General features: G+C 67.6%; 17 protein-coding genes and 1 pseudogene. 6 read left to right on the top strand and 12 right to left on the bottom strand.

From position 1 onward, the window contains the following. The first annotated feature begins 4 nt into the window (after positions 1–4). Positions 5–1,930, top strand: a complete 1,926-nt coding sequence (locus CXY78_RS12995; protein WP_369827307.1) for an ABC transporter ATP-binding protein — start codon at positions 5–7, stop codon at positions 1,928–1,930. 89 nt (positions 1,931–2,019) lie between these two features. On the opposite strand, the gene CXY78_RS12990 is transcribed toward CXY78_RS12995, so the two are convergent. Next, the gene (locus CXY78_RS12990) at positions 2,020–5,064 is read right to left on the bottom strand and encodes a glycoside hydrolase family 38 C-terminal domain-containing protein (RefSeq protein WP_104089672.1); all 3,045 of its coding nucleotides are present in this window, start codon (positions 5,062–5,064) and stop codon (positions 2,020–2,022) included. A gap of 194 nt (positions 5,065–5,258) precedes the next feature. Further along, positions 5,259–7,109, bottom strand: coding sequence for a phosphoenolpyruvate carboxykinase (GTP) (locus tag CXY78_RS12985; RefSeq protein ID WP_104089670.1), 1,851 nt, complete (start codon positions 7,107–7,109; stop codon positions 5,259–5,261). A 178-nt stretch (positions 7,110–7,287) separates the two neighbouring features. On the opposite strand from CXY78_RS12985, the gene CXY78_RS12980 reads away from it, so the two are divergent. Genes CXY78_RS12980 through CXY78_RS12970 form a run of 3 tightly spaced genes read left to right on the top strand, consistent with a single transcriptional unit; the run spans position 7,288 to position 10,787 of the window. Beyond that, positions 7,288–8,730: a helix-turn-helix domain-containing protein gene (locus CXY78_RS12980; RefSeq protein ID WP_092339050.1), complete on the top strand. Its 1,443-nt coding sequence runs from the start codon at positions 7,288–7,290 to the stop codon at positions 8,728–8,730. Positions 8,731–8,787: 57 nt separating this feature from the next. Next, on the top strand, positions 8,788–9,759 hold the full coding sequence (locus CXY78_RS12975; protein ID WP_092339051.1) for a nitrilase-related carbon-nitrogen hydrolase: 972 nt from the start codon (positions 8,788–8,790) through the stop codon (positions 9,757–9,759). Then, positions 9,756–10,787: an agmatine/peptidylarginine deiminase gene (locus CXY78_RS12970; protein WP_104089669.1), complete on the top strand. Its 1,032-nt coding sequence runs from the start codon at positions 9,756–9,758 to the stop codon at positions 10,785–10,787. The genes CXY78_RS12975 and CXY78_RS12970 overlap by 4 nt, the downstream gene beginning before the upstream one ends. Here the strand turns inward: CXY78_RS12970 and CXY78_RS12965 are convergent, their stop codons facing one another. Together CXY78_RS12965 and CXY78_RS12960 are read right to left on the bottom strand one after the other, a co-directional pair. Further along, on the bottom strand, positions 10,788–11,081 hold the full coding sequence (locus tag CXY78_RS12965; RefSeq protein WP_104089668.1) for a hypothetical protein: 294 nt from the start codon (positions 11,079–11,081) through the stop codon (positions 10,788–10,790). Beyond that, entirely contained in the window at positions 11,081–11,380 is a 300-nt protein-coding gene (locus CXY78_RS12960; protein WP_104089666.1) for a hypothetical protein, read from the bottom strand. Before CXY78_RS12960 ends, CXY78_RS12965 begins: the two co-directional genes overlap by 1 nt. Positions 11,381–11,540: 160 nt before the next feature. Here CXY78_RS12960 and CXY78_RS12955 point away from each other — a divergent pair, with 160 nt between their 5' ends. Together CXY78_RS12955 and CXY78_RS12950 are read left to right on the top strand one after the other, a co-directional pair. Continuing rightward, complete coding sequence (locus CXY78_RS12955) at positions 11,541–12,392, top strand: hypothetical protein (RefSeq protein ID WP_104089664.1); 852 nt, start codon at positions 11,541–11,543, stop codon at positions 12,390–12,392. Beyond that, a complete protein-coding gene (locus CXY78_RS12950; RefSeq protein WP_092339061.1) occupies positions 12,389–12,733 on the top strand; it encodes a transcriptional regulator in 345 nt (114 codons plus the stop codon). Before CXY78_RS12955 ends, CXY78_RS12950 begins: the two co-directional genes overlap by 4 nt. Here the strand turns inward: CXY78_RS12950 and CXY78_RS12945 are convergent. From CXY78_RS12945 to CXY78_RS12910, 8 genes and pseudogenes are all read right to left on the bottom strand, one after another. Further along, positions 12,693–13,475, bottom strand: a complete 783-nt coding sequence (locus CXY78_RS12945; protein ID WP_104089662.1) for a 3-hydroxyacyl-CoA dehydrogenase — start codon at positions 13,473–13,475, stop codon at positions 12,693–12,695. The two genes, CXY78_RS12950 and CXY78_RS12945, sit on opposite strands and share 41 nt — an antisense overlap. A gap of 43 nt (positions 13,476–13,518) precedes the next feature. Next, a complete protein-coding gene (locus tag CXY78_RS12940; protein WP_104089661.1) occupies positions 13,519–14,703 on the bottom strand; it encodes a thiolase family protein in 1,185 nt (394 codons plus the stop codon). A gap of 66 nt (positions 14,704–14,769) precedes the next feature. Beyond that, entirely contained in the window at positions 14,770–15,576 is an 807-nt protein-coding gene (locus CXY78_RS12935) for an RNA methyltransferase (protein WP_104089660.1), read from the bottom strand. A 74-nt stretch (positions 15,577–15,650) separates the two neighbouring features. Then, positions 15,651–16,271, bottom strand: a complete 621-nt coding sequence (locus CXY78_RS22140; protein ID WP_369827313.1) for a DUF4397 domain-containing protein — start codon at positions 16,269–16,271, stop codon at positions 15,651–15,653. Positions 16,272–16,484: 213 nt separating this feature from the next. Next, a pseudogene (locus CXY78_RS22135) lies at positions 16,485–16,961 on the bottom strand (DUF4397 domain-containing protein); the annotation flags it as partial. A gap of 102 nt (positions 16,962–17,063) precedes the next feature. Then, positions 17,064–17,891 (bottom strand): anti-sigma factor, encoded by an 828-nt coding sequence (locus tag CXY78_RS12920; protein ID WP_104089658.1) that lies wholly within the window; start codon positions 17,889–17,891, stop codon positions 17,064–17,066. Then, positions 17,878–18,432, bottom strand: a complete 555-nt coding sequence (locus tag CXY78_RS12915) for an RNA polymerase sigma factor (RefSeq protein WP_233197362.1) — start codon at positions 18,430–18,432, stop codon at positions 17,878–17,880. The genes CXY78_RS12920 and CXY78_RS12915 overlap by 14 nt, the downstream gene beginning before the upstream one ends. 253 nt (positions 18,433–18,685) lie before the next feature. After that, positions 18,686–20,167, bottom strand: a complete 1,482-nt coding sequence (locus CXY78_RS12910; protein ID WP_104089656.1) for an NAD-dependent succinate-semialdehyde dehydrogenase — start codon at positions 20,165–20,167, stop codon at positions 18,686–18,688. Positions 20,168–20,169: the final 2 nt, after the last annotated feature.

Raw genomic sequence — 20,169 nt, 5'->3', positions numbered from 1 at the left:
TCTGGTGACTACCGCTACCCGTGTGCCCGAATCCGCTGCTGCATCCGCTTCCCCGAGCGCCGGGAAGACACCGCGCGGCCGACGCGGCCGACCCGTTCCCGCCGGTCCCCGCGCCACGTTCAGCCAGTTATTGCCCTACCTGTTCGAGCACAAAAAGGTGCTCAGCGTCGTCATCGTTCTGAGCGTGCTGGGCGCCGCCGCGAGCCTGGCCCAGCCGCTGCTCGTCAGCCAGGTCATCACGATCGTGCAGGCGAATGACCCACTCGGGTCGCTCGTTGGTGTGCTGATTGCGCTCGTGGTCATTTCGGGCCTGATCAGCGGCTACCAGCACTATCTGCTGCAGCGCACCGGCGAGGGCGTCGTGCTCTCCAGCCGGCGCAAACTGGTCGGGCGACTGCTGCGACTGCCGATCAGCGAATTCGACGCCCGCCGCACCGGAGACCTCGTCTCCCGCGTCGGCAGCGACACCACCCTGCTGCGCGCGGTACTCACCCAGGGCCTGGTCGAAGCGATCGGCGGGTCGCTCACCTTCATCGGCGCACTCGTGGCGATGCTCATCATCGACCCGGTACTGCTCGGCCTGACCGTGCTCGTCATCGCAGTGTCGGTGGTCACCGTCATCCTGCTGTCCCGCCGCATTCGCACCGCCAGCACGGCCGCCCAGGTGAAGGTTGGCGACCTCGCGGCCAGCGTCGAACGCGCCATCAGCGCCATTCGCACCGTGCGCGCCGCCAATGCCACCGACCGTGAAGTCGCCGTGATCGAGGAAGACGCCCGCGGCGCTTGGCGCATGGGTATCAAGGTTGCCAAGATCAGCGCCCTCGTCGTACCGATCGCCGGCATCGCCATGCAGGTGTCGTTTCTCGTGGTGCTCGGCGTCGGCGGTTTTCGGGTCGCGAGCGACGCCATCACCATCGCCGACCTGGTCGCGTTCATTCTGTTTCTGTTCATGATGATCATGCCGCTCGGACAGTTCTTCGGCGCGATCACCTCGGTTAACTCCGCGCTCGGCGCGCTCGGCCGTATCCAGGAGATCATCGACCTGCCCGCCGAGGACCAGTTCGACCGGGACATCGCCCCGCTCGCCATGACGGTCGGCGCCGCCAACGAAAAGGTGCGCCCCGAAGCCGCCGCGATCAGCTTCGAGAACGTGCACTTCGGCTATGCGGTCGCTCCGGTCGACGCTGATTCCAACGAAGCGGATGCTGCCGCCGCCGATATCGAGACCGCTCCCCCGTCAACAGACCCGCGGCCGGTGCTCAACGGCGTTTCTTTCGCTGCCCCGCGCGGACTGCGCACGGCGCTCGTCGGGCCGAGCGGCGCGGGCAAGAGCACCATCCTCGCCCTGATCGAGAGGTTTTACGACGTTTCGGACGGCACCGTGCGACTGGGCGGGCTGGACATCCGCTCGCTGGATCGCACCGCGCTGCGCGCCCAGATCGGCTACGTCGAACAGGACGCCCCGGTGCTCGCCGGGTCGCTGCGGGACAACCTCACTCTCGCGACCCCCGACGCCACCGACGAGGACTGCATCACCGTGCTGCACGCGGTCAACCTGGGCGAGGTACTCGACCGCGACCCGGCCGGACTCGGGGCTGCGGTCGGCGAATCGGGAGTGAAACTCTCCGGTGGCGAACGCCAGCGGCTCGCGATCGCGCGGGCGCTGCTCGCGGCGCCACCGATTCTGCTGCTCGACGAGTCCACCTCGAGCCTCGACGGCAAGAACGAGCAGATGATGCGGGAGGCCATCGACGCCGTCGCGGCCGACCGCACCCTGATCGTGATCGCGCACCGCCTGTCGACCGTGGTCGACAGTGACCAGATCGTGGTGCTCGACCACGGCCAGGTCGTCGGCGTCGGCACGCACTCCGAGCTCGTCGTCTCGACCCCCCTCTATCGCGACTTAGCAAAACACCAACTACTGGTCTAGCCCGCCATGCCGGTATTTTTTACCGGTAAATATGCGACACGCCGCACAGATTGACGCGCGATTACTGCGTGTCGCGAAATCTACCGGGGTTACGTGCGCCGAAAGCGCAGAGTGACGAGCTGAAACGGGCGCAGCTCCAGCGTCAGGGCGGCGTCATCGGCCTCGATGACGGCGGCCGAGATGACCGGGCGCTCCAGTAGGTCGGTCTCGAACATTTCGGTCGCGTCGAATGAGCGGATGACGCGGGCCAGGGCCCGGGTACCGTGCGCCTCGTAGACCCGCACGATGACGTCGCCGCTGCCGTCTTCGGCGAGTTTCACCGCCTCGATCACGACGGCCGGGTTGTCGACAGTGAATAGCGGCTCCACTGGCGTGGAACCGACGCCGGTTACGGTGCGGATCGGCAGATTCAGTCGATAGCCCTCATATACCGCGTCGGGAATACTCGCGCCCACGCGCAGAGCAACGCGTAGCTCGTGCCGCCCCTGGTCGGCGGTCGGATCGGGAAAAAGCGGCGCGCGCAGCAGGGAGAGCGACACGGTCGTGCCGATGCGGGGTGCGGCATCCGCTTCTGAAGCGAAGACGGTGCGGGTGATCGAGTGCCCGTAGGTGGAATCGTTGGCGACGGCCACTCCGAAGCCGGGTTCGCCGACGTGCACCCAGCGGTGGGCGACGGTTTCGAAGCGGGCCGCATCCCACGAGGTGTTTGCATGCGTCGGACGGAATATATGGCCGAACTGAATCTCGGAGGCGGCCCGGTCAGCGGCGACCTCGAGCGCGAAGTTTAGCCTCAGCAGTTTCTGGCGCTCGTGCCAGTCGATGTTGAACGTGAGGTCGATGGCACTCGAGTCTTGCGCCAGGGTGACGTCTTGGGTGATAGTCGAGGCACCGAAGCGCCGCGTGACGCGAACGCCGACCTGACCGTGGGGCAGGTGGTCGAGCTGCTCCACCGTCTCGGCGTCGGTGAGCGCCTCGAACAGGCGTGCGTTGGGGGTGTCGATGTCCCAGGCATCCCACTGGGTGGGGGTGTCGCGGTGCAGGGTGAGCAGGTTGGCCCTGGCTCCGGTCGGCACGACCTCGCGCTCGGCGTGGCGATCGTAGATCGAAGTGAAGAGACCGTCGGCGTCGATGGTCACGCGCACGTGCCGGTTCGACAGTACCCAGCCGGCGGGGGTGCGCGCGATCGTGGCGCCAAGAAGGGAATCCGCAACCTGCGTGACACCGCAAAGTGCGGGCACACCCTCCTGGGCGTAGGGCCCCGCGTTCAGCAGAATCGCGTCGTCGCCTGGTCCGCACAGCGCTCGAACGGATGCCTTGATCACCCCTTCGAGCACCCCCGCGACCCGCGCATACTCACGCTCGGCCTGTTGGTGAACCCAGGCGATCGACGATCCCGGAAGAATGTCATGAAACTGTTGCAGCAACACCGTCTGCCACGCGTTTTCGAGTGCCGCGCGTGGATACTCCGCTCCTGACCGAATGAATGCCGTCGTCGCCCATAACTCGGCCTCCCGCAGTAGGTGTTCGCAGCGCCGGTTGCCCTGCTTGGTGCGGGCCTGCGAGGTGAGCGTGCCGCGGTGAAACTCCAAGTACAGCTCCCCCGACCAGACCGGTGGCGCCGCGTAATCGGCCTCCGCCGCCTCGAAGAACCGCCGCGGACTCGACAGCTCGACCGTGGGCGATCCCTCGAGGGACGCGGTGCGGTGGGCGGCGGCGATCATCTCCTCGGTCGGTCCGCCGCCGCCGTCGCCCCAGCCGAACGGCACGAGCGAGGTGTTCGCGACACCCTTTTCGCTGTAGAGGCGTTCGGCCCGGGCCAGTTCGAGCCCGGAGAGCTGCGCGTTGTAGTCGGCGACCGGCGGAAAGTGTGTAAAGATGCGGCTGCCGTCGAGGCCCTCCCAGAGAAAGCTGTGGTGCGGAAACACGTTCGTGTCGTTCCAGGAGAGTTTTTGGGTGAGAAACCAGCGGCTGCCGGCGGCCCGCACGATCTGCGGCAGCGCCGCCGAGTATCCGAACGAGTCCGGCAGCCAGACCTCGAGTGGTTCTACCCCGAACTCGCGCAGGAAAAACCCCTTGCCCGCCACGAACTGCCGCGCCAACGCCTCACCGCCGGGCATGTTCGTGTCGGATTCGACCCACATTCCGCCGGTCGGCACGAAGTTGCCGGCCGCGACGGCCCGCCGCACCCGCTCGAACAGCTCAGGGTAGCCGTCCTGCAGCCAGGCGTATTGCTGCGCCGACGAGGCGGCGAACACGAAATCGGGGTACCGGTCAATCAGGTCGAGCACGTTGGAGAAGGTGCGCGCGACCTTGCGCACCGTCTCCCGCACCGGCCACAGCCAGGCACTGTCGATGTGCGCGTGCCCGACAGCGTGCACCCGGTGCGCGCTGGCATTCGCCGGGCTCGCGAGCACGTCGGCGAAGGCGGCCCGACCAACCGCCGCCGTGCCGCCGACATCGTCGGGGTCGAGAAGGTCGAGGCAGCGTTCCAGCGCCCGCAGAATGTTCGCCCGTCGGGGCGAGGCGGCCGGCAGCTCGCGGCGCAGGCCGTCTAGCGCTACGACGTCCTGCAGAAGGTGCCAGGCCTGTGTGTCGCGCGCTGCGACATCCGCTTGCCGCAGGGTGTAGAGCGGCGTGGTGCCGGCGGTGGCGAGGTCGCCCAGCGGGGTGGGGGTGAAGCTGAAGTCGGCGGCGATATTGGGGTTGGCGGCCGCCTCGATGTACATATCGACAATTTCGCCGGTGACCGTGACGGCACGGTTCAGCGATTCGACGCCTTTGAGGAGTCGCCCGTCTGGGTTGTAGGCCGTGCCCTCGGCCTGAAACCCCGGCACGGCGACCGTGAACCCGAGGTCGACCACGACCTCGATGCGGGTTTCGGCCAGGCCGGCCCACTTGGGCGGCACCGTTCCCGTCAGGTGAAACCACACCGTGCCCCAGGGCCGCCCCCACGCCTCGCCCACGGCAAACGGCGTGAACGGATGCGAGACGGCCTCCGCAAACGAGACTGGCTCCCCCGGCGCCACCCAGGCCGTGACCGTGAGCGGCGCGGTAGCCCCATAGATCGCCGGCTGCAGCCGTTCGCGAACAAACCGATTCATCCGGGCCTCGACGAGTGCGCTGTCGTCATGCATGCTCGCATCCTACGACCGTGGCTGTCGTCGAGCGAGGCGGCGTGCTGACGAGCATCCCCGTGGTGGGGCCCACCTTACGTCCCTGGGCCCAGTTTATAAACTGGGCCCAGGGACGGGGCCCGGGCCCCGACCGCGGTGGGGACGCGAAACGGCCCCGCCACCAGGGGTGGCGGGGCCGTTTCGCGCTGCCGGGACTAGTCCTTGAGGTGGTAACGCACGCTCGCGAGCTCGGCGCGCAGTGCCGGCGGCACCTTGTCGCCGAACTTGTCGAAGTACTCCTCGGTCAAGTCGCACTCGGCGAGCCAGCTGGTCTTGTCGATGGCGAAGAGCTGGTCGACGGCTTCCTTGGACAGGTCGAGACCGTCGAGGTTCAGGCCGTCCTCGGCCGGGAGCAGGCCGATCGGGGTGTCGACGGCGTCGATGCGGCCCTGAATGCGGCGTATCATCCACTCCAGAACCCGCGAGTTCTCGCCGAATCCGGGCCATATGAAGCTGCCATCGGGGCCTTTGCGGAACCAGTTCACCTGGAAGATCGCCGGGGCGTTGGTGCCGAGTTCCTTGCCGACCTTGAGCCAGTGACCCCAGTAGTCGGCCATGTTGTAGCCGCAGAACGGGAGCATCGCGAACGGGTCGCGGCGCAGCTCGCCGACGATGCCGTCAGCAGCGGCAGTCTTCTCGGACGAGATCGTCGCGCCCATGAACACGCCGTGCTTCCAGCTGCGGGCCTGCGCCACCAGCGGAACGTTGGTGGCGCGACGGCCGCCGAAGACGATGGCGTCGATCGGCACGCCGCCAGCAGCTTCCCAGTCGTCGGCGATCGACGGGCACTGGGCGGCCGCAACGGTGAAGCGGGAGTTCGGGTGGGCGGCGGTACGGCCGGAGTCGGGCGTCCAGTCCTTGCCCTGCCAGTCGATCAGGTGCTCGGGAGCCTTGTCGGTGAGGCCTTCCCACCAGACATCTCCGTCGTCGCGCAGGGCGACGTTGGTGAAGATGGTGTTGCCCCACATGGTGGAGACGGCGGTCGGGTTGGTGGTTTCACCGGTTCCGGGGGCGACTCCGAAGAAGCCGGCCTCTGGATTGATGGCCCAGAGACGGCCGTCTTCGCCCTGACGCAGCCATGCGATGTCGTCGCCGATGGTCTCGACCGTCCAGCCGGGAACGGTCGGGCGCAGCATCGACAGGTTCGTCTTGCCACAGGCCGACGGGAACGCGGCGGCCACGTGGAACACGCCGCCCTCCGGCGAGATCAGCTTGATGAGCAGCATGTGCTCGGCCAGCCAGCCCTCGTCGCGGCCCATGACCGACGCGATACGCAGGGCGAAGGACTTCTTCGAGAGCAGGGCGTTTCCGCCGTAGCCGGAACCGTAGGACCAGACCTCGCGGGTGTCGGGGAACTGCACGATGTACTTGTCGTCGTTGCAGGGCCATTCGATGTCGGGACGGGTGATGCCCGACGCGTCAACGAGCGGGTAGCCGACGCTGTGCACGGTGTGCACCCACGGGTCGCCATCTTCGATCATGGTCAGTACGGTCTCGCCCATGCGGGTCATGATGCCCATATTGAGCACGACGTAGGGGGAATCGGTGATCTCGACGCCGAGCTGCGAGATGGGGCCGCCGAGCGGGCCCATCGAGAACGGCACGATGTACATGGTGCGACCGCGCATACTGCCCGCGAAGACGCCGCGCAGTTCGGCGCGCATGGCCGACGGTTCGGCCCAGTTGTTGGTGGGGCCGGCATCCGCTTCATCGTTGGAGCAGATGAAGGTGCGGTTCTCGACGCGGGCAACGTCCTTCGGGTTGGTGCGGGCGAGGAAGCTGTTCGGGCGCCATTCCGGGTTGAGACGGATGAGCTGGCCTGAAGTAACGAGCAGTTTGGAGAGCTCGTTGGCCTCGCGCTTGGAACCGTCGCACCAGACGATGGCGTCGGGTTCGGTCAGGCGAGCAACCTCATCGACCCAAGCCTGCAGGTTGGGGTCGGTGCTGTCCGTACGCGACGGGTACGCATCCCCGTTGGTCTGGAGGGAAGAGTTGGTGAGAGTCATATTCTGGCCTTTCCGGTTGTTCGGGTAGGTGCAAATTTATGGAACGTCGGGCTGCGTTGCTTACTTGACGTTGCGTACGGCCATAATTTCGGCCACAAATCAAGGATGCTCCCCTCTGCAGACGAGAACCGGCGATATTGCCAGTTAAGAATGTTCATTCTTTAGATATTGTTAAGGAATGTCGCCTCAAGCTTCTGATCTGATCACCCTCGGCCATCGCATCCGCCATTTTCGAAGCGAACGCGGCCTCACGCTCGACCAACTCGGTGAGCGGGTCAGTCTCGCGGGCAGCCAGCTGTCACTGATCGAGAACGGCCGCCGGGAGCCAAAACTCTCGACGCTGCAGGAACTCGCGACCGCGCTGTCGGTCGACCTGGCCGAGCTGCTGCGCCGGGAAGCGCCGAACAATCGGGCGGCGCTCGAGATCGAACTCGACCGGGCGCAGAAGAATCCGCTCTACGGCGCGCTCGGCCTGCCGGTCGTGAAAGTGACCAAGGGGATGCCGCTGCCCGCGATCGAATCGCTGCTCGGCCTGCACCGCGAGCTGTCCCGCCGGGCCAGCGAGGCCATCGCCACCCCGGAGGAGGCCCGCCGCGCCAATACGGAATTGCGCGAGCGGATGCGCGAGCAGGGCAACTACCTGCCGGCCATCGAAGAGCTCGTGGAGGAACGGGTGCGCGCGAGCGGCCACATCTCCGGCGCGCTCACGCACCGCGAGGTGAGCGTTATGGCCGATCAGCTCGGTTTCAACCTGATCTACGTGAACGATCTGCCCAACTCCACCCGGTCGGTCACCGACCTCGCCAACGGCCGCATCTACCTGCCGCCGGCCTCGATTCCCGGCGGGCACGGACTGCGGTCGATGGCGTTGCAGGCGATGGGCCACCGATTGCTCGGGCACGAACGGCCGGGCAGCTACGCCGAGTTCCTGTGGCAACGACTTGAGATCAACTATTTCGCGGCGGCGTGTTTGATGCCGCGCGAGGCATCCGTCGCCTTTCTCTCCAACGCCAAGCAGGAACGCGAGCTGTCGGTCGAGGACTTTCGCGACACCTTCGGCGTCACCCACGAGGCGGCAGCGTTGCGCCTGACCAACCTCGCCACGAGTCACCTCGACATGACGCTGCACTTTCTGCGGGTCAACGGCGACGGCGCCCTGCAGAAGGGGTACGAAAACGACGACCTACCGTTTCCGGTCGACGTCACCGGGTCGATCGAGGGCCAGTACGTCTGCAAGCAGTGGAGCGCCCGCAGCGCCTTCACCCACACCAACCGCACCACCGAGTTCTACCAGTACACCGACACCCCCGCCGGCACGTTCTGGTCGGCCACCCAGACCGGGTCAACGGATGCCGGCGAGTTCTCGATCAGCGTCGGCGTTCCGTTCGCGCAGGCCAAGTGGTTTCGCGGGCGCGAGACCACCCAACGCACGGTGTCACGCTGTCCAGACGAGTCATGCTGCCGCCGCCCCAACTCGGATGCCGCCGCGCGCTGGGCCGGCCGGGCCTGGCCGAGCGCCCGGCTGCACGCGCACGTTCTGTCGCCGTTGCCGTCCGGCACGTTTCCGGGTGTCGACGACTCCGAGGTGTACGCGTTTCTGGAGGCGCACGCCGCGGAGTAACGGGACCATATAGTTTGAAGCAGGTAGTTGACCGCTTAGAGTTCACAGGAGAACCGCATGCGCCTGATCGAGGCCCCGTCCAGCCCCGCGTCGCCCACCCGGGCCAGCGAGCCCGACCGCCTCCCCCTGCGCGTCGGCCTCGTGCAGCATCGCTGGCACGCCGAGGCGGCGACGCTCGAGACAGAGCTGGCCGACGGCATCCGTTTGGCGGCTGAAGCCGGCGCGCGCATCGTCTTTCTGCCCGAACTGACCCTCAGCAAATACCCCGGCAACGTGCGGGCTACAGGAATTCCCAAAGCGGATTCCGAGCCGCTCCTGACCGGCCCCACCTACGAATTCGCCGCGGCCCAGGCGCGGCTGCACAATGTCATCGTGCACGCGTCCCTGTTCGAACGGCCGGCTGACACCGACGAACCGAACGACCCGCGCGGCTACAACACGGCCATTCTCGTATCGCCGACCGGCGAGCTGCTCGGCCGCACCCGCAAAACGCACATTCCGGTCACGGCGGGGTACTACGAGGACACCTATTTTCGGCCGGGTCCCGCCGAAGACGCCTACCCGGTCTACGAGGTGGCGGGTTCCCGCCTCGGTCTGCCGACCTGCTGGGACGAATGGTTTCCCGAAGTCTCCCGACTGTACGGGCTCGGCGGTGCCGAGATTCTCGCCTACCCCACCGCGATCGGCTCTGAGCCGCTTTTTCCGAAGTTCGACACCCAGCCGATCTGGCAGCAGGTCATCGTGGCCAACGGCATCACCAGCGGACTGTTCATGGTCGTGCCCAACCGGCACGGCGACGAGGGCGACCTCACCTTTTACGGTTCCTCGTTCATCTCCGATCCGTTCGGACGCGTGCTGGTGCAGGCACCGCGCGGCGAATCCGTGGCGCTCGTGGCCGACCTCGATCTGACGCAGCGCGAGGAGTGGCTCACCCTGTTCCCATTCCTGTCCACCCGCCGGCCCGACAGCTACGCGGCGCTGACGGCGGCGGTCGACCCGGCGCATCCGTTTGGATCGGCGCGCGCATGACCTGGCGCATGCCGGCCGAAACCGCGCCGCAGGACCGGGTCTGGATGGCTTTTCCGGCTGGCGGCTACACCCTCGGGGACACCGCAGCCGACGCGCACGAGGCACGCCGCACCTGGACCGCCGTCGCCCATGCGATCGCCGACTTCGAGCCGGTGACCATGGTCGTCGACCCGGCCGCCCGCGCCGACGCTGTCCGCTATCTGAGTAGCGAGATCGAGGTCGTGGAAGCCGAGCTGAACGACAGTTGGATGCGCGACATCGGTCCGAGCTTCGTGCACGACGCGGATGGCCGGCTCGGCGCCGTCGACTGGACCTTCAACGGCTGGGGCGGCCAGGACTGGGCCAGCTGGGACAAAGACGAGTCGGTCGGTCGGTTTGTAGCGGATGCCGCCGGCGCAGCCCTCGTAACGTCGTCGCTCGTGAACGAGGGCGGCGGCATCCACGTCGACGGCGCGGGCACAGTGCTGGCGACGGAGAGCGTGCAGCTTGACCCCGGACGTAACCCCGGCACCACGACCGCCGACGTCGAAGCAGAATTCCGCCGCACGATCGGTGCCGAGCACGTCGTCTGGCTGCCGCGCGGTCTCACCCGCGACCAAGCCCGGTTCGGCACCCGCGGGCACATCGATATGGTCGCCACGATCTCGTCGCCGGGCACGATTCTGCTGCACGCGCAGAACGATCCAGGGCATCCCGACTACCCGCTGACCCGCGATTTCCGGGCCCTCCTGGCCGCCGAACACGATGCGGCCGGGCGCTCGTTCACCATTATCGATCTGCCGGCGCCCGCCGTGCTGCGCGACGACGAGGGCTTCGTCGACTACAACTACGTCAACCACCTCGTGGTCAACGGCGGCGTCATTGCCTGCAGCTTCGGTGAGGAACGGGCCGATGCCATAGCCCGCGACCTGCTCGCCGCCGCTTACCCGGGGCGACGGGTCGTGTCGGTCGACGCGCGGCCGTTGTTCGCGCGCGGCGGCGGCATCCACTGCATCACGCAGCAGCAGCCGTCTGCACTGCGGGCCTGATCAGGCGTCAGCCGGCCGACGCGCGTTGCGCCACAAGCCGAAGATGAGCGGCAGAACGAGAACGATCCCGAAAATCAGATAGGCCCACTCACCAAGCTCGTTCTGCAGGATCCCGACGCCGGAGACCAGGAGTGCGATCTGGAGCATTCTCCAGACCAATGCTGGAAGCCGCTGGCGCCCCTTGAATTTCACGAAGGTTCCCGAGCCACGGTTCGGCCCCGATATCCTCGAGGCTTCCACGAGACCGAGGGCCGTCGAGATAGCAATGAGAACGACGCCGAGCAGAAGCTCCATCAGCGCTGTACGCCTGCAGCGACCTGCCGATTATGCCAGAACCGCACGAGGTTGAACGGCACCAGAACGGCGATGATGAGCAGCACGAACGCCCAGGGGCCGACCTCGGCCGTCATGAGGTTGGCACCCCAGATCACCAGGACGACCGCACCGATATTCAACAAAGTGGATGCCCGTGGCTGGGTCGGGGCCGTGCGCATCAGCGGGATCACGACCCCGGCGTTGGCGCGGGACAGCCAGACCGCGTAAACGATGCCACAGGCGAACCCGGACAAAACGAAAATCGCGCCGAATATCACTGCCCTGCGGTCGTGCCCCCTGACGAGTCGTTTCTACAAGCCTAACCGCAGGGTAACGCCGGTCACGCGTTACTTTCTATTTGGAAAGTACCTGCTAGCCTTCCAGCAGAGCCATGGCGCGGCACCCGCTCGCTGCACCGGCGTGAAGCGAGGAACCACCATGAAGCCGAACGACACGGACCGTCTCGATGCAGCGGGAGCCGCGCGCTTGCTCGAGGCCGGCGCCGTCGCGAGCGCCCGGGCCGACGGCGCTGTCGACCATCGGGTATTGGCCCGGACGCAGTGCGGTATCGCGGCTGCGATGTTCATCTACATCAGCGCATTCCTGCTGCTGTTCGGCAACCAGACGCAGGAGGCTGTGTCGGGAGCAGCATCTGGCGGCTATGCCTACGCCAACGTCTTACTCATTCCCTTTCTCGTACTCACGCAGCTGGTCATGGGAGTGCGCGATCGGGTGCGCGTTCTGCGCGCGCATCGGCCTTCCCTCGTCTTCACCCTGATTGGGCTGATTCCGTTCCTCGCTCTTGCCGTGCTGAGTGTTTTCGGCGTGAGCTATCCATGGGGCTTCAACCTCGTCGCTGCCGCCGCACCGGCCGTTCCAATGGTCTGGTTGGGCCTGAAATCGGCCCGCCGGGCGGACCCGCCAGCTACGACGGTCGCACACACCGAACCGGGCCGGCCCGCCCGGATCATGACCGCGAGTCTCGGCCTCTATCTCGGACTCACCGGCATGCTCGCGGCCTTCAACGGGTTCGCTCTCACCGGTCTCGGCCTCATCACCGTGTTGATCGTGCTGCTCGCCCTGTTCTCGTCCCGCTGGGGACTGCCCAGCCTCGGAGCCGCGTGGAGCACCCGCGAATGGACCGCCTACGCCCTCTCGTTCACCCTGCTGGTCACCCTGGCCGTCGTGCTCGCCCGCACCCCGTGGAACACGCCGCTGGTCGGCGTGGTCGGAGGAATGCTCGTGGCCGCGCCGCTGGTGGTCGCGGCCGTTCGCGGCGCACGGTCATGACCGAGCGGCGCCATCCGCGCCATGGGCTCGACGACGCGCTGCTGACCCCCCTGCGCTTCTCGCTCATGGCCGCGCTCGGGCCTGAAGCCGAGATCGACTTCGCGACGCTGCGCCAGTTGCTCGAGACCGACGATTCGGCGCTCAGCAAGGCCATCGCGACCCTTAGGGCGGCGGGCTATGTTGGCGTGCGCAAGGGATACGTGGCCAACCGTCCGCGCACCTGGCTTCGGGCGACCCTAAGTGGCCGGGCAGCCATGCGCGTGCACGTCAGCGCCCTGCAGGCCATCGCCGGCGGGCTGACTACTTCGGCTGCATCCGAATCGCCCCGTCAAGACGGATAGTTTCTCCATTGAGCATGGGATTCTCGATGATATGCCGCACCAGGAAAGCAAACTCAGTCGGGTCACCGAGCCGGGAGGGATGCGGCACCTGGGCGCCGAGGGAGTCCCGCACCGGCTGCGGCAGCCCCTGCAGCATGGGGGTGTCGAAGATGCCGGGTGCAATCGACATCACCCGAATCAGGCTCTGCGCGAATTCGCGAGCCAGCGGCAGGGTCATCGCTGCGACGCCGCCCTTGGACGCGGCATAGGCAGCCTGCCCGATCTGACCGTCGAATGCGGCGACGGAGGCCGTGTTCACGATGACGCCGCGTTCAGCGCCGCCCTGACGGTCCTGGTTGCCCGCGGGTTCGGTGCGTTGCATTGCGGCGGCGGCCAAGCGCACGACGTTGAAGGTACCGACGAGGTTGATGCGGATGGCCCGCTCAAAGTCCTCGAGCGGCAGTGGGCCGTCGCGGCCGACTGTGCGAGCGCCGGGCGCGATGCCGGCACAGTTGATCACGATGCGCAGCGGCCCGTGCACCACTGCGGCGTCGACGGCACTCTGCACGTCGCCCGCGCTCGTGACGTCGCCGGCTACGAACCGGGCGCGGTCGCCTAGGGAGGCCGCGATTTGTTCGCCGGGCGCGCCCGGCAGATCGAGCAGCACCACGAAGGCCCCGGCCTCGTGCAGCGTGCGAACGCAGGCCAAGCCGAGGCCGGAGGCGCCTCCGGTAATGAGGGCGGAGCATCCGTCAATCTGCATTAGAGCCTTTCCATCAAAGGTGTGACAATCGCGAAATCGCGCATTAGAGCCGCTCAATCAGGGTGGCATTGGCCATGCCGCCGCCCTCGCACATGGCCTGCAGGCCCCAACGACCGCCGGTCATTTCGAGGTGGTTGAGCAGGGTGCCAAGCAGTCGGGTGCCCGAGGAACCGAGCGCGTGGCCGAGGGCGATGGCACCGCCGCGCGGGTTGAGGCAGTCGGGATCAGCACCAGTCTCGCGCAGCCAGGCCAGCGGCACGCTCGCGAACGCCTCGTTGATCTCGTAGGCGTCGATGTCGTCGATGCCGAGGCCAGCCCGCGCGAGGATGCGCTGGGTCGCCGGAATCACGCCGGTCAGCATGAGCATCGGATCGCTTCCCACAACGGTGAAGCTATGGAAGCGGGCGCGGGGGTTCAGGCCGAGCTGCGCGGCCCGCTTGGCGCTCATAATCAGGGTCGCCGAGGCGCCGTCGGTGAGCGGGGACGAGTTGCCGGCCGTGACATGCCAGCCAAGCTTCGGAAACCGGGCGGCGAGCGCGTCGGTGCGATAGGCGGGGCGCAGGTTGGCGAGCCCGGCGTGCGAGGTGCCGGGGCGGATGGTTTCGTCCTCGCTGAAGACGCTGCCGTCTGGCCGGGTGACGGCCACGATTTCGCCACCGAAGTCGCCTCGTTCGGCGGCCGCTGCGGCGAGCCGGTGCGAGCGGGCCGCGTAGTTGTCGAGGGCGTCGCGGCCGAGATTCCATTTCTGGTTGATGAGCTCTGCGGACACTCCCTGGTTGACCAGGCCGTCGGGGTAACGCTCGTGCATGAGGGTGCCGAACGGGTCCTGTCCGCCGGCCGTGGAACCGAGCGGCACCCGGCTCATCGATTCAACGCCGCAGGCGATGACGACGTCGGCGTTGCCGCTCATCACGGCCTGGGCGGCAAAGGTGGCGGCCTGCTGGCTGGACCCGCACTGGCGGTCGATGGTGGTGCCGGGTACAGTGTGCGGAAATCCGGCGCTGAGCAGGGCGGTGCGGGTCACGTTGTTCCCCTGTTCTCCGGCCTGGCTGACGCAGCCGCCGATGACGTCGTCGATCAGTGCCGGGTCGAGGTTGTTACGGTTGACCAGTTCGTGCAGCACGGTGGCCAGGAGGTCGGCCGGATGGATGCCGTCGAGGGCTCCCCCGGGCTTCCCCCGGCCCGAGGGGGTGCGCAGAACGTCGATGATGACAGCCTCATTGCTCATGACCCCAGCCTAGGCCCGCTCGGCGGGCGCGTGCCCACCGGACGGTGAGCGGATGCCCGCCGAGCGTTACCCGGACAGCGCCCACATCGCGACGGCGCTCGCTGCGGCGACGTTGAGCGAGTCGATGCCGTGCTTCATCGGAATCTGCACGACGCTGTCCGACGCGGCGAGCGCATCGGGCGTGAGCCCCTCCCCCTCGGCGCCGAGCAGCAGGGCCAGGCGCTCGTGGCTGGTGCCGTCGAAGTCGCGCAGGCTGACCGCATCGGGCGTCAGCGCGAGGGCGGCCACGTGAAAGCCGTGCCGGGTGAGCAGGGCGCGGGTGTCGGTCCAGTCCCCGACGCGGGTCCACGGCACCTGCAGCACCGTGCCCATCGACACGCGAATGGCGCGGCGGTAGAACGGGTCGGAGCAGCGCGGTGTGACCAGAATTGCATCCGCTCCAATGGCACCGGCCGAGCGGAAGATGGCGCCGACGTTGGTCGGGTCCGAGACGTTTTCGAGGATCACGATGCGGCGCGCACCGGCTAGCAGGGTGTCGGCGCTGGGCAGCGCGGGCCGGTTCATCGACGCGATCAGGCCGCGATGCAGAATGTACCCGGTGAGGTCGGCGAGCATTTCTCCTGGGCCGACGAACACCGGAACCTCGGCCGCGTAGTCGCCGAGCACCGCGAGTGCTTCATCAGCCGTATTGCCGAGCGCCAGCACCGACCGCGGAATGTGACCTGCGCGCAGCGCGCGCTCAAGCACAAGGGCCGATTCGGCGATGTAGAGGCCGTGCTCGGTGCCGCGGGCTTTCTTGAGCGCGACATCGGTGAGGTGGGCGTAGTCGACAAGTCGCGGGTCGCTCAGGTCGTCGATCGCGATCAGAGGCATCCGCAAAGTCTAGTGAAAGGCAGAACTCCCGCAGGCCGAAGCCTGCGGGAGTTCTGCTGCACGTGTGGCTCGGATTACTTCGTGGCCACCGTCTGCACGGCGAGCGCGAGGGTACCGTCGGCGAGACTGCCCCAGGCGTAGACGATCGTGTTGGTTCTCTTGGCGATGACCACATCGGCCGGGCCGATGAGCGCTGCGGTCGTTCCGGCAGCGGCAACCGCAGCCGAGATGGTGCCGACCGGCAGCACGAGCACTGACTCGTTCGGATTGGTCAGACCGGTGATGGCCGGGGCACCGTTGGCCAGCACGTCCACGGCGGGTGCGGCCGCGACGTGACGAACCGTGAGCCGACCCTGGCCGGCGCCGGGCGCCGAGGTGTCGTTGGTGAACAGGGCAGCGGTCGGAACTCCGGCCTCACTCAGGTGGGCGACAGCCGTGTAGTTCATACCGGACGCAACCACGAGATCGACCGGGCCGATCACCGGAGCGCTCGCGTCGGGGGCATCCGCTGCGGTGATGGCGAGGGTGTAGCTGCCGGCCGGAATTCGGAACGTCTTCGTAAGGGTGCCGGGTTCGAAGTCGTCGATGACCTTGGTGTTGTCGACGTAGACGTCGACCATGACGCCCGGAACGGCGTGCAGCACCGAAACGGATGCCGGCGCTGCGGCCCGCGTGCGCACCGTCTGCACGAACAATGCGAGGTTGCTGTCGGCGAGACTCCCCCAGGCATAGACGATGGTGTTGGTGCGCGGGGCGATCGTGACGTCGGCCGGGCCGAGCAGCGGCGCGGTGGTTCCGGCGGCGGCAACGACGGCGCTGATTGAGCCGACCGGCAGGTCGAGCACGGCCTGCGACGGGTTGGTCAGGCCGGCGACGGCGACCGCGCCGTTCGCGAGCACGTCAACGGCGGGTGCGGCCGCAACGTGCCGCACTGTCAGGCGACCCTGCCCGGGCGCCAGCGGCGTGGTGTCGTCGTTGAACAGGGTTGCGGTGGGGAGGCCGGCGTCACTCAGGTGGGCCACGGCCGTGAAGCTTCGATTGGCCGTGACCGTCACGGTGGTTGAACCACTGATCGCAATCGCGGGCAGCGGAACGCCGTTCGCGCCCACGCCCACCTCGAGCGGGTTCGACGCGGAGATGTCGACGGTGTGGGTGCCGGCCGCGATCTTCAGCGGGCCGAGCAGGGTTCCCGGCATGAAGTCGTCGACGACGACGCGGCCGTCGACCGAGATGTCGAGGGTCAGCCCGGGAATGGCGTGCAGCACCGAGACGGATGCCGTACCCGGCGAAGCGGATGCTGCCGGCACGGCCGCCTGCGCCGGCGCGAGCCCGGCGAGGGCGACGAGAAGGCCGGCGGAGATTCCGACGGCGAGGGACTTGCGCATTGCTACCTCCAGTGGGTCGTTACGGAAGGCGGCTGTGCCTTCCTGGTAACAACTTCTCCGGCCGGGCGCGTTTCGGATGCATCGGCAGCAAGTATTTCGCAATCAGAGTCTGTGCAGCGCTCCGCGCACGATCGAGTCACCGGAGTGGGCCGGGTCGCCGTCGGCGGGTTCGGCCGACACGTCGACCAGCGGGTACTGGGTGAGGTCGACGCTCGCCGGGATGGTGAAGCGGCCGGTGGAACCGTCGAGGAAACCGATGCTGACCAGGCTGGAGGCATCCGCTTTGAGCAGCCAGACCTCGCGCAGGCCCGAGCCCGGGATGGCTGCCGCGTCGAGGTCGACCACAACCGAGCGGCGGCCGTCGGCGGCCTGCTCGACCCGGGCCGAGCCGCTCGCGGTCCAGCCGGGCAGGGCGTCCAGGGCTGCTTCGGCCACGACCTGCTCGGGCGGCGGGCCGGTGGTACTCGCGACACCGATGGCGATGCCGCCGACCAGGCCGATCACGCCGGCGGCCGCCGCGAACGGCACCCAGCGGCGGCGGGGCAGCAGGCGAACCGGTGCTGGCGCGCTCAACGATTCGGGCGTCGATTCGACCGGCAGGGACGCGACGACCGGCGAAGCGGATGCGCGGGGCGGGGGCGCAGCATCCATCAACTCAGGGGTGCTCGCGAACGACGGCGGTCTGCGCACAGTATCGCTCAGCCCGAGCTCGGCATGGATGCCCGCCCAGACACCCGCCGGCGGCGTGAGCAGCGGATCGGACCCGGCGGCACGACCAAGTTGCACGACCTGCCGCAGGGCGAGGTACTCCTCCGCGCACTCGGCGCAGGCAGCGAGGTGGGCACGCTCGCCGACGCTGGCGCCCTGTTCGGCCAGAGCGAGCAGGTGCAGGTCGTCCGCGGCAATGTGGGCGCCATCAATAGGAGTCATCGGACACCTCCAGCCGGGTGCGGAGGCGGGTCAGGCTGCGCCGCATGTGGCTCTTGACCGTGCCGAGCGGCAGCCCGAGACTGTCGGCGATCTGCACCTGGGTGAGATCGTCGAAAAAGGCCAGGCGCATCACCTGCCGTGGCACCGGTTCGAGCCGGTCGATTTCGTCGCCGACCAGCACCCGGTTGACCACGCTCACGCTGTCGTCGACCCGATGGGCGGGGATGGTCGCCGCGATGGACTCTTCTAGCCGTCGCTGTCGGCTACGGGCCTCGTGGGTGTCGGCGACCACATGCCTCGTGATTCCGATCAACCAGGCCGGCAGGCGGGAACGGGCCGGGTCGAACCCGGATCGCCCCCGCCAGGCGGCAATGAACACCTTCTGGGTGACGTCCTCGGCGTCAGCCGCATTGGCGAGGGAGCGCACGGCGATCGTGAAGACCAGGGGCGACCAGCGCGCGTAAGCCGCAGCGAGGGCACGCTCATCACCGTCCTGAAAGGCGCGGGCCAGAGCCGCGTCATCGTCGGTGGGTGCGCTCACGTGAGTGTGGGTCCTTCGGGCCGAAACACGAACCGGGCAGGGGCGCTTCGGCCGGACACTCCGGGTGTCAACCTCCGCGCGCACCAGCATAGTGAGTTTCCTTCGACTCGGTTGCGGTACCCGCTCGAGCAAAGGGGCCACAGCAGCAAACCCGACGTCGCTTGCTGTGGCCCTTCCCGGGGCGGGAAACCACTTACTCCTCTATTTCTCTCCTCGAGGGCGAAACGGATGCACCCTGCCGCAGCTCACGGCTCTACGGCGTCGGCGTGAGCGTGTACTTCGTCGAGAGATACTCCTGGATTCCCTCGAGCCCGCCCTCGCGGCCGAGGCCGGACTGCTTGACGCCGCCGAACGGTGCGGCGGCGTTGGAGACGACACCGGTGTTCAGGCCCATCATGCCGGTCTGTAGCTTCTCGATCATGCGCTGGCCGCGCGCGAGATCGGTCGTGAACACATAGCTGATCAAGCCGAACTCGGTGTCGTTGGCGAGGCGCACGGCATCCGCTTCGTCGGTGAACGTGCTGATTGCCAGCACAGGGCCGAAGATTTCGTCGCGCAGAATATCGCTGCCGGCCTTGACGTCGGTCAGTACCGTGGGCGCATAGAAGGTTCCCTCGCGCTCGATGGCGGCGCCGCCGGTAAGCAGGGTCGCGCCACGGGTGAGGGCGTCTTGCACCAGGGAATCGGCCTTGGCGACGGCTTTGCCATCGATCAGCGGGCCGATGGTAATGCCGGCCTCTGTGCCACGGCCGATCTGGAACGCTTCAACGCGTTCGGTGATGCGGCGGGCGAATTCGGCGGCGACGGACTCGTGCACGATGAAGCGGTTGGCAGCTGTGCAGGCCTGGCCGATGTTGCGGAACTTGGCGATGAGCGCGCCATCGACGGCCTTGTCGAGGTCGGCGTCGGCGAAGACGACGAACGGTGCATTGCCGCCGAGCTCCATCGAGGTGCGCAGCACGTTCTCGGCGGAGAGCTTGATCAGCGACTTGCCGACCGCGGTCGACCCGGTGAAGCTGAGCTTGCGAAGGCGCGGGTCGGCGATGATCGGTTCGGACACCGCGCCGGACTGCGACGTCGTGATGACGTTAACGACGCCCGCGGGTAGGCCAGCCTCTTCGAGCAGGGCCACGAAGTGCAGGGTGGTTAGCGGGGTGAGCGCGGCCGGCTTGACGACGACGGTACAGCCGGCGGCGAGCGCCGGGGCAATTTTGCGCGTCGCCATGGCGAGCGGAAAGTTCCACGGGGTGATCAGAAAGCACGGGCCCACCGGATGCTGGGTGACGATCATACGACCGGTGCCCTCGGGGTTGGTGCCGTAGCGGCCGCTGATGCGCACCGCTTCTTCGCTGAACCAGCGCAGGAATTCGCCGCCGTAGGCGACCTCGCCGAGCGCCTCGGGCAGCGGCTTGCCCATTTCGATGGTCATGAGCAGCGCGAACTCCTGCTTGCGTTCCTGCAGCAGGTCGAAGGCGCGGCGCAGAATTTCACCCCGCACCCGGGCCGGCGTCGCAGCCCAGTCGGCCTGGGCGGCGTCGGCGGCGTCGAGGGCTGCAGTGCCGTCGGCCACACTCGCGTCGGCGATGGTCTTGATGACGCGGCCGGTGGCCGGGTCGGTGACATTGAGGGTGCGGCCGCCGGTGGCGGCGACCCACTTGCCGTTGATGTAGAGCTGGTTCGGGACGCGAGCGAGCAGCTCGGATTCGTTCGTTGGCGCTTCGGTAACAACCGTCATTG

The organism is Cryobacterium sp. N19, assembly GCF_002929595.1.
In the GTDB taxonomy this organism is placed as follows: domain Bacteria; phylum Actinomycetota; class Actinomycetes; order Actinomycetales; family Microbacteriaceae; genus Cryobacterium; species Cryobacterium flavum.
This window is presented reverse-complemented; position numbering and strand designations above follow the sequence as displayed.

Excerpts from the sequence above, each read along its gene's own strand:
- CXY78_RS12990 (WP_104089672.1), bottom strand. The coding sequence starts at position 5,064 with ATGCATGACGACAGCGCACTCGTCGAGGCCCGGATGAATCGGTTTGTT.
- CXY78_RS12985 (WP_104089670.1), bottom strand. The coding sequence starts at position 7,109 with ATGACTCTCACCAACTCTTCCCTCCAGACCAACGGGGATGCGTACCCG.
- CXY78_RS12980 (WP_092339050.1), top strand. The coding sequence starts at position 7,288 with ATGTCGCCTCAAGCTTCTGATCTGATCACCCTCGGCCATCGCATCCGC.
- CXY78_RS12975 (WP_092339051.1), top strand. The coding sequence starts at position 8,788 with ATGCGCCTGATCGAGGCCCCGTCCAGCCCCGCGTCGCCCACCCGGGCC.
- CXY78_RS12970 (WP_104089669.1), top strand. The coding sequence starts at position 9,756 with ATGACCTGGCGCATGCCGGCCGAAACCGCGCCGCAGGACCGGGTCTGG.
- CXY78_RS12965 (WP_104089668.1), bottom strand. The coding sequence starts at position 11,081 with ATGGAGCTTCTGCTCGGCGTCGTTCTCATTGCTATCTCGACGGCCCTC.
- CXY78_RS12955 (WP_104089664.1), top strand. The coding sequence starts at position 11,541 with ATGAAGCCGAACGACACGGACCGTCTCGATGCAGCGGGAGCCGCGCGC.
- CXY78_RS12950 (WP_092339061.1), top strand. The coding sequence starts at position 12,389 with ATGACCGAGCGGCGCCATCCGCGCCATGGGCTCGACGACGCGCTGCTG.
- CXY78_RS12945 (WP_104089662.1), bottom strand. The coding sequence starts at position 13,475 with ATGCAGATTGACGGATGCTCCGCCCTCATTACCGGAGGCGCCTCCGGC.
- CXY78_RS12940 (WP_104089661.1), bottom strand. The coding sequence starts at position 14,703 with ATGAGCAATGAGGCTGTCATCATCGACGTTCTGCGCACCCCCTCGGGC.
- CXY78_RS12935 (WP_104089660.1), bottom strand. The coding sequence starts at position 15,576 with ATGCCTCTGATCGCGATCGACGACCTGAGCGACCCGCGACTTGTCGAC.
- CXY78_RS12920 (WP_104089658.1), bottom strand. The coding sequence starts at position 17,891 with ATGACTCCTATTGATGGCGCCCACATTGCCGCGGACGACCTGCACCTG.
- CXY78_RS12910 (WP_104089656.1), bottom strand. The coding sequence starts at position 20,167 with ATGACGGTTGTTACCGAAGCGCCAACGAACGAATCCGAGCTGCTCGCT.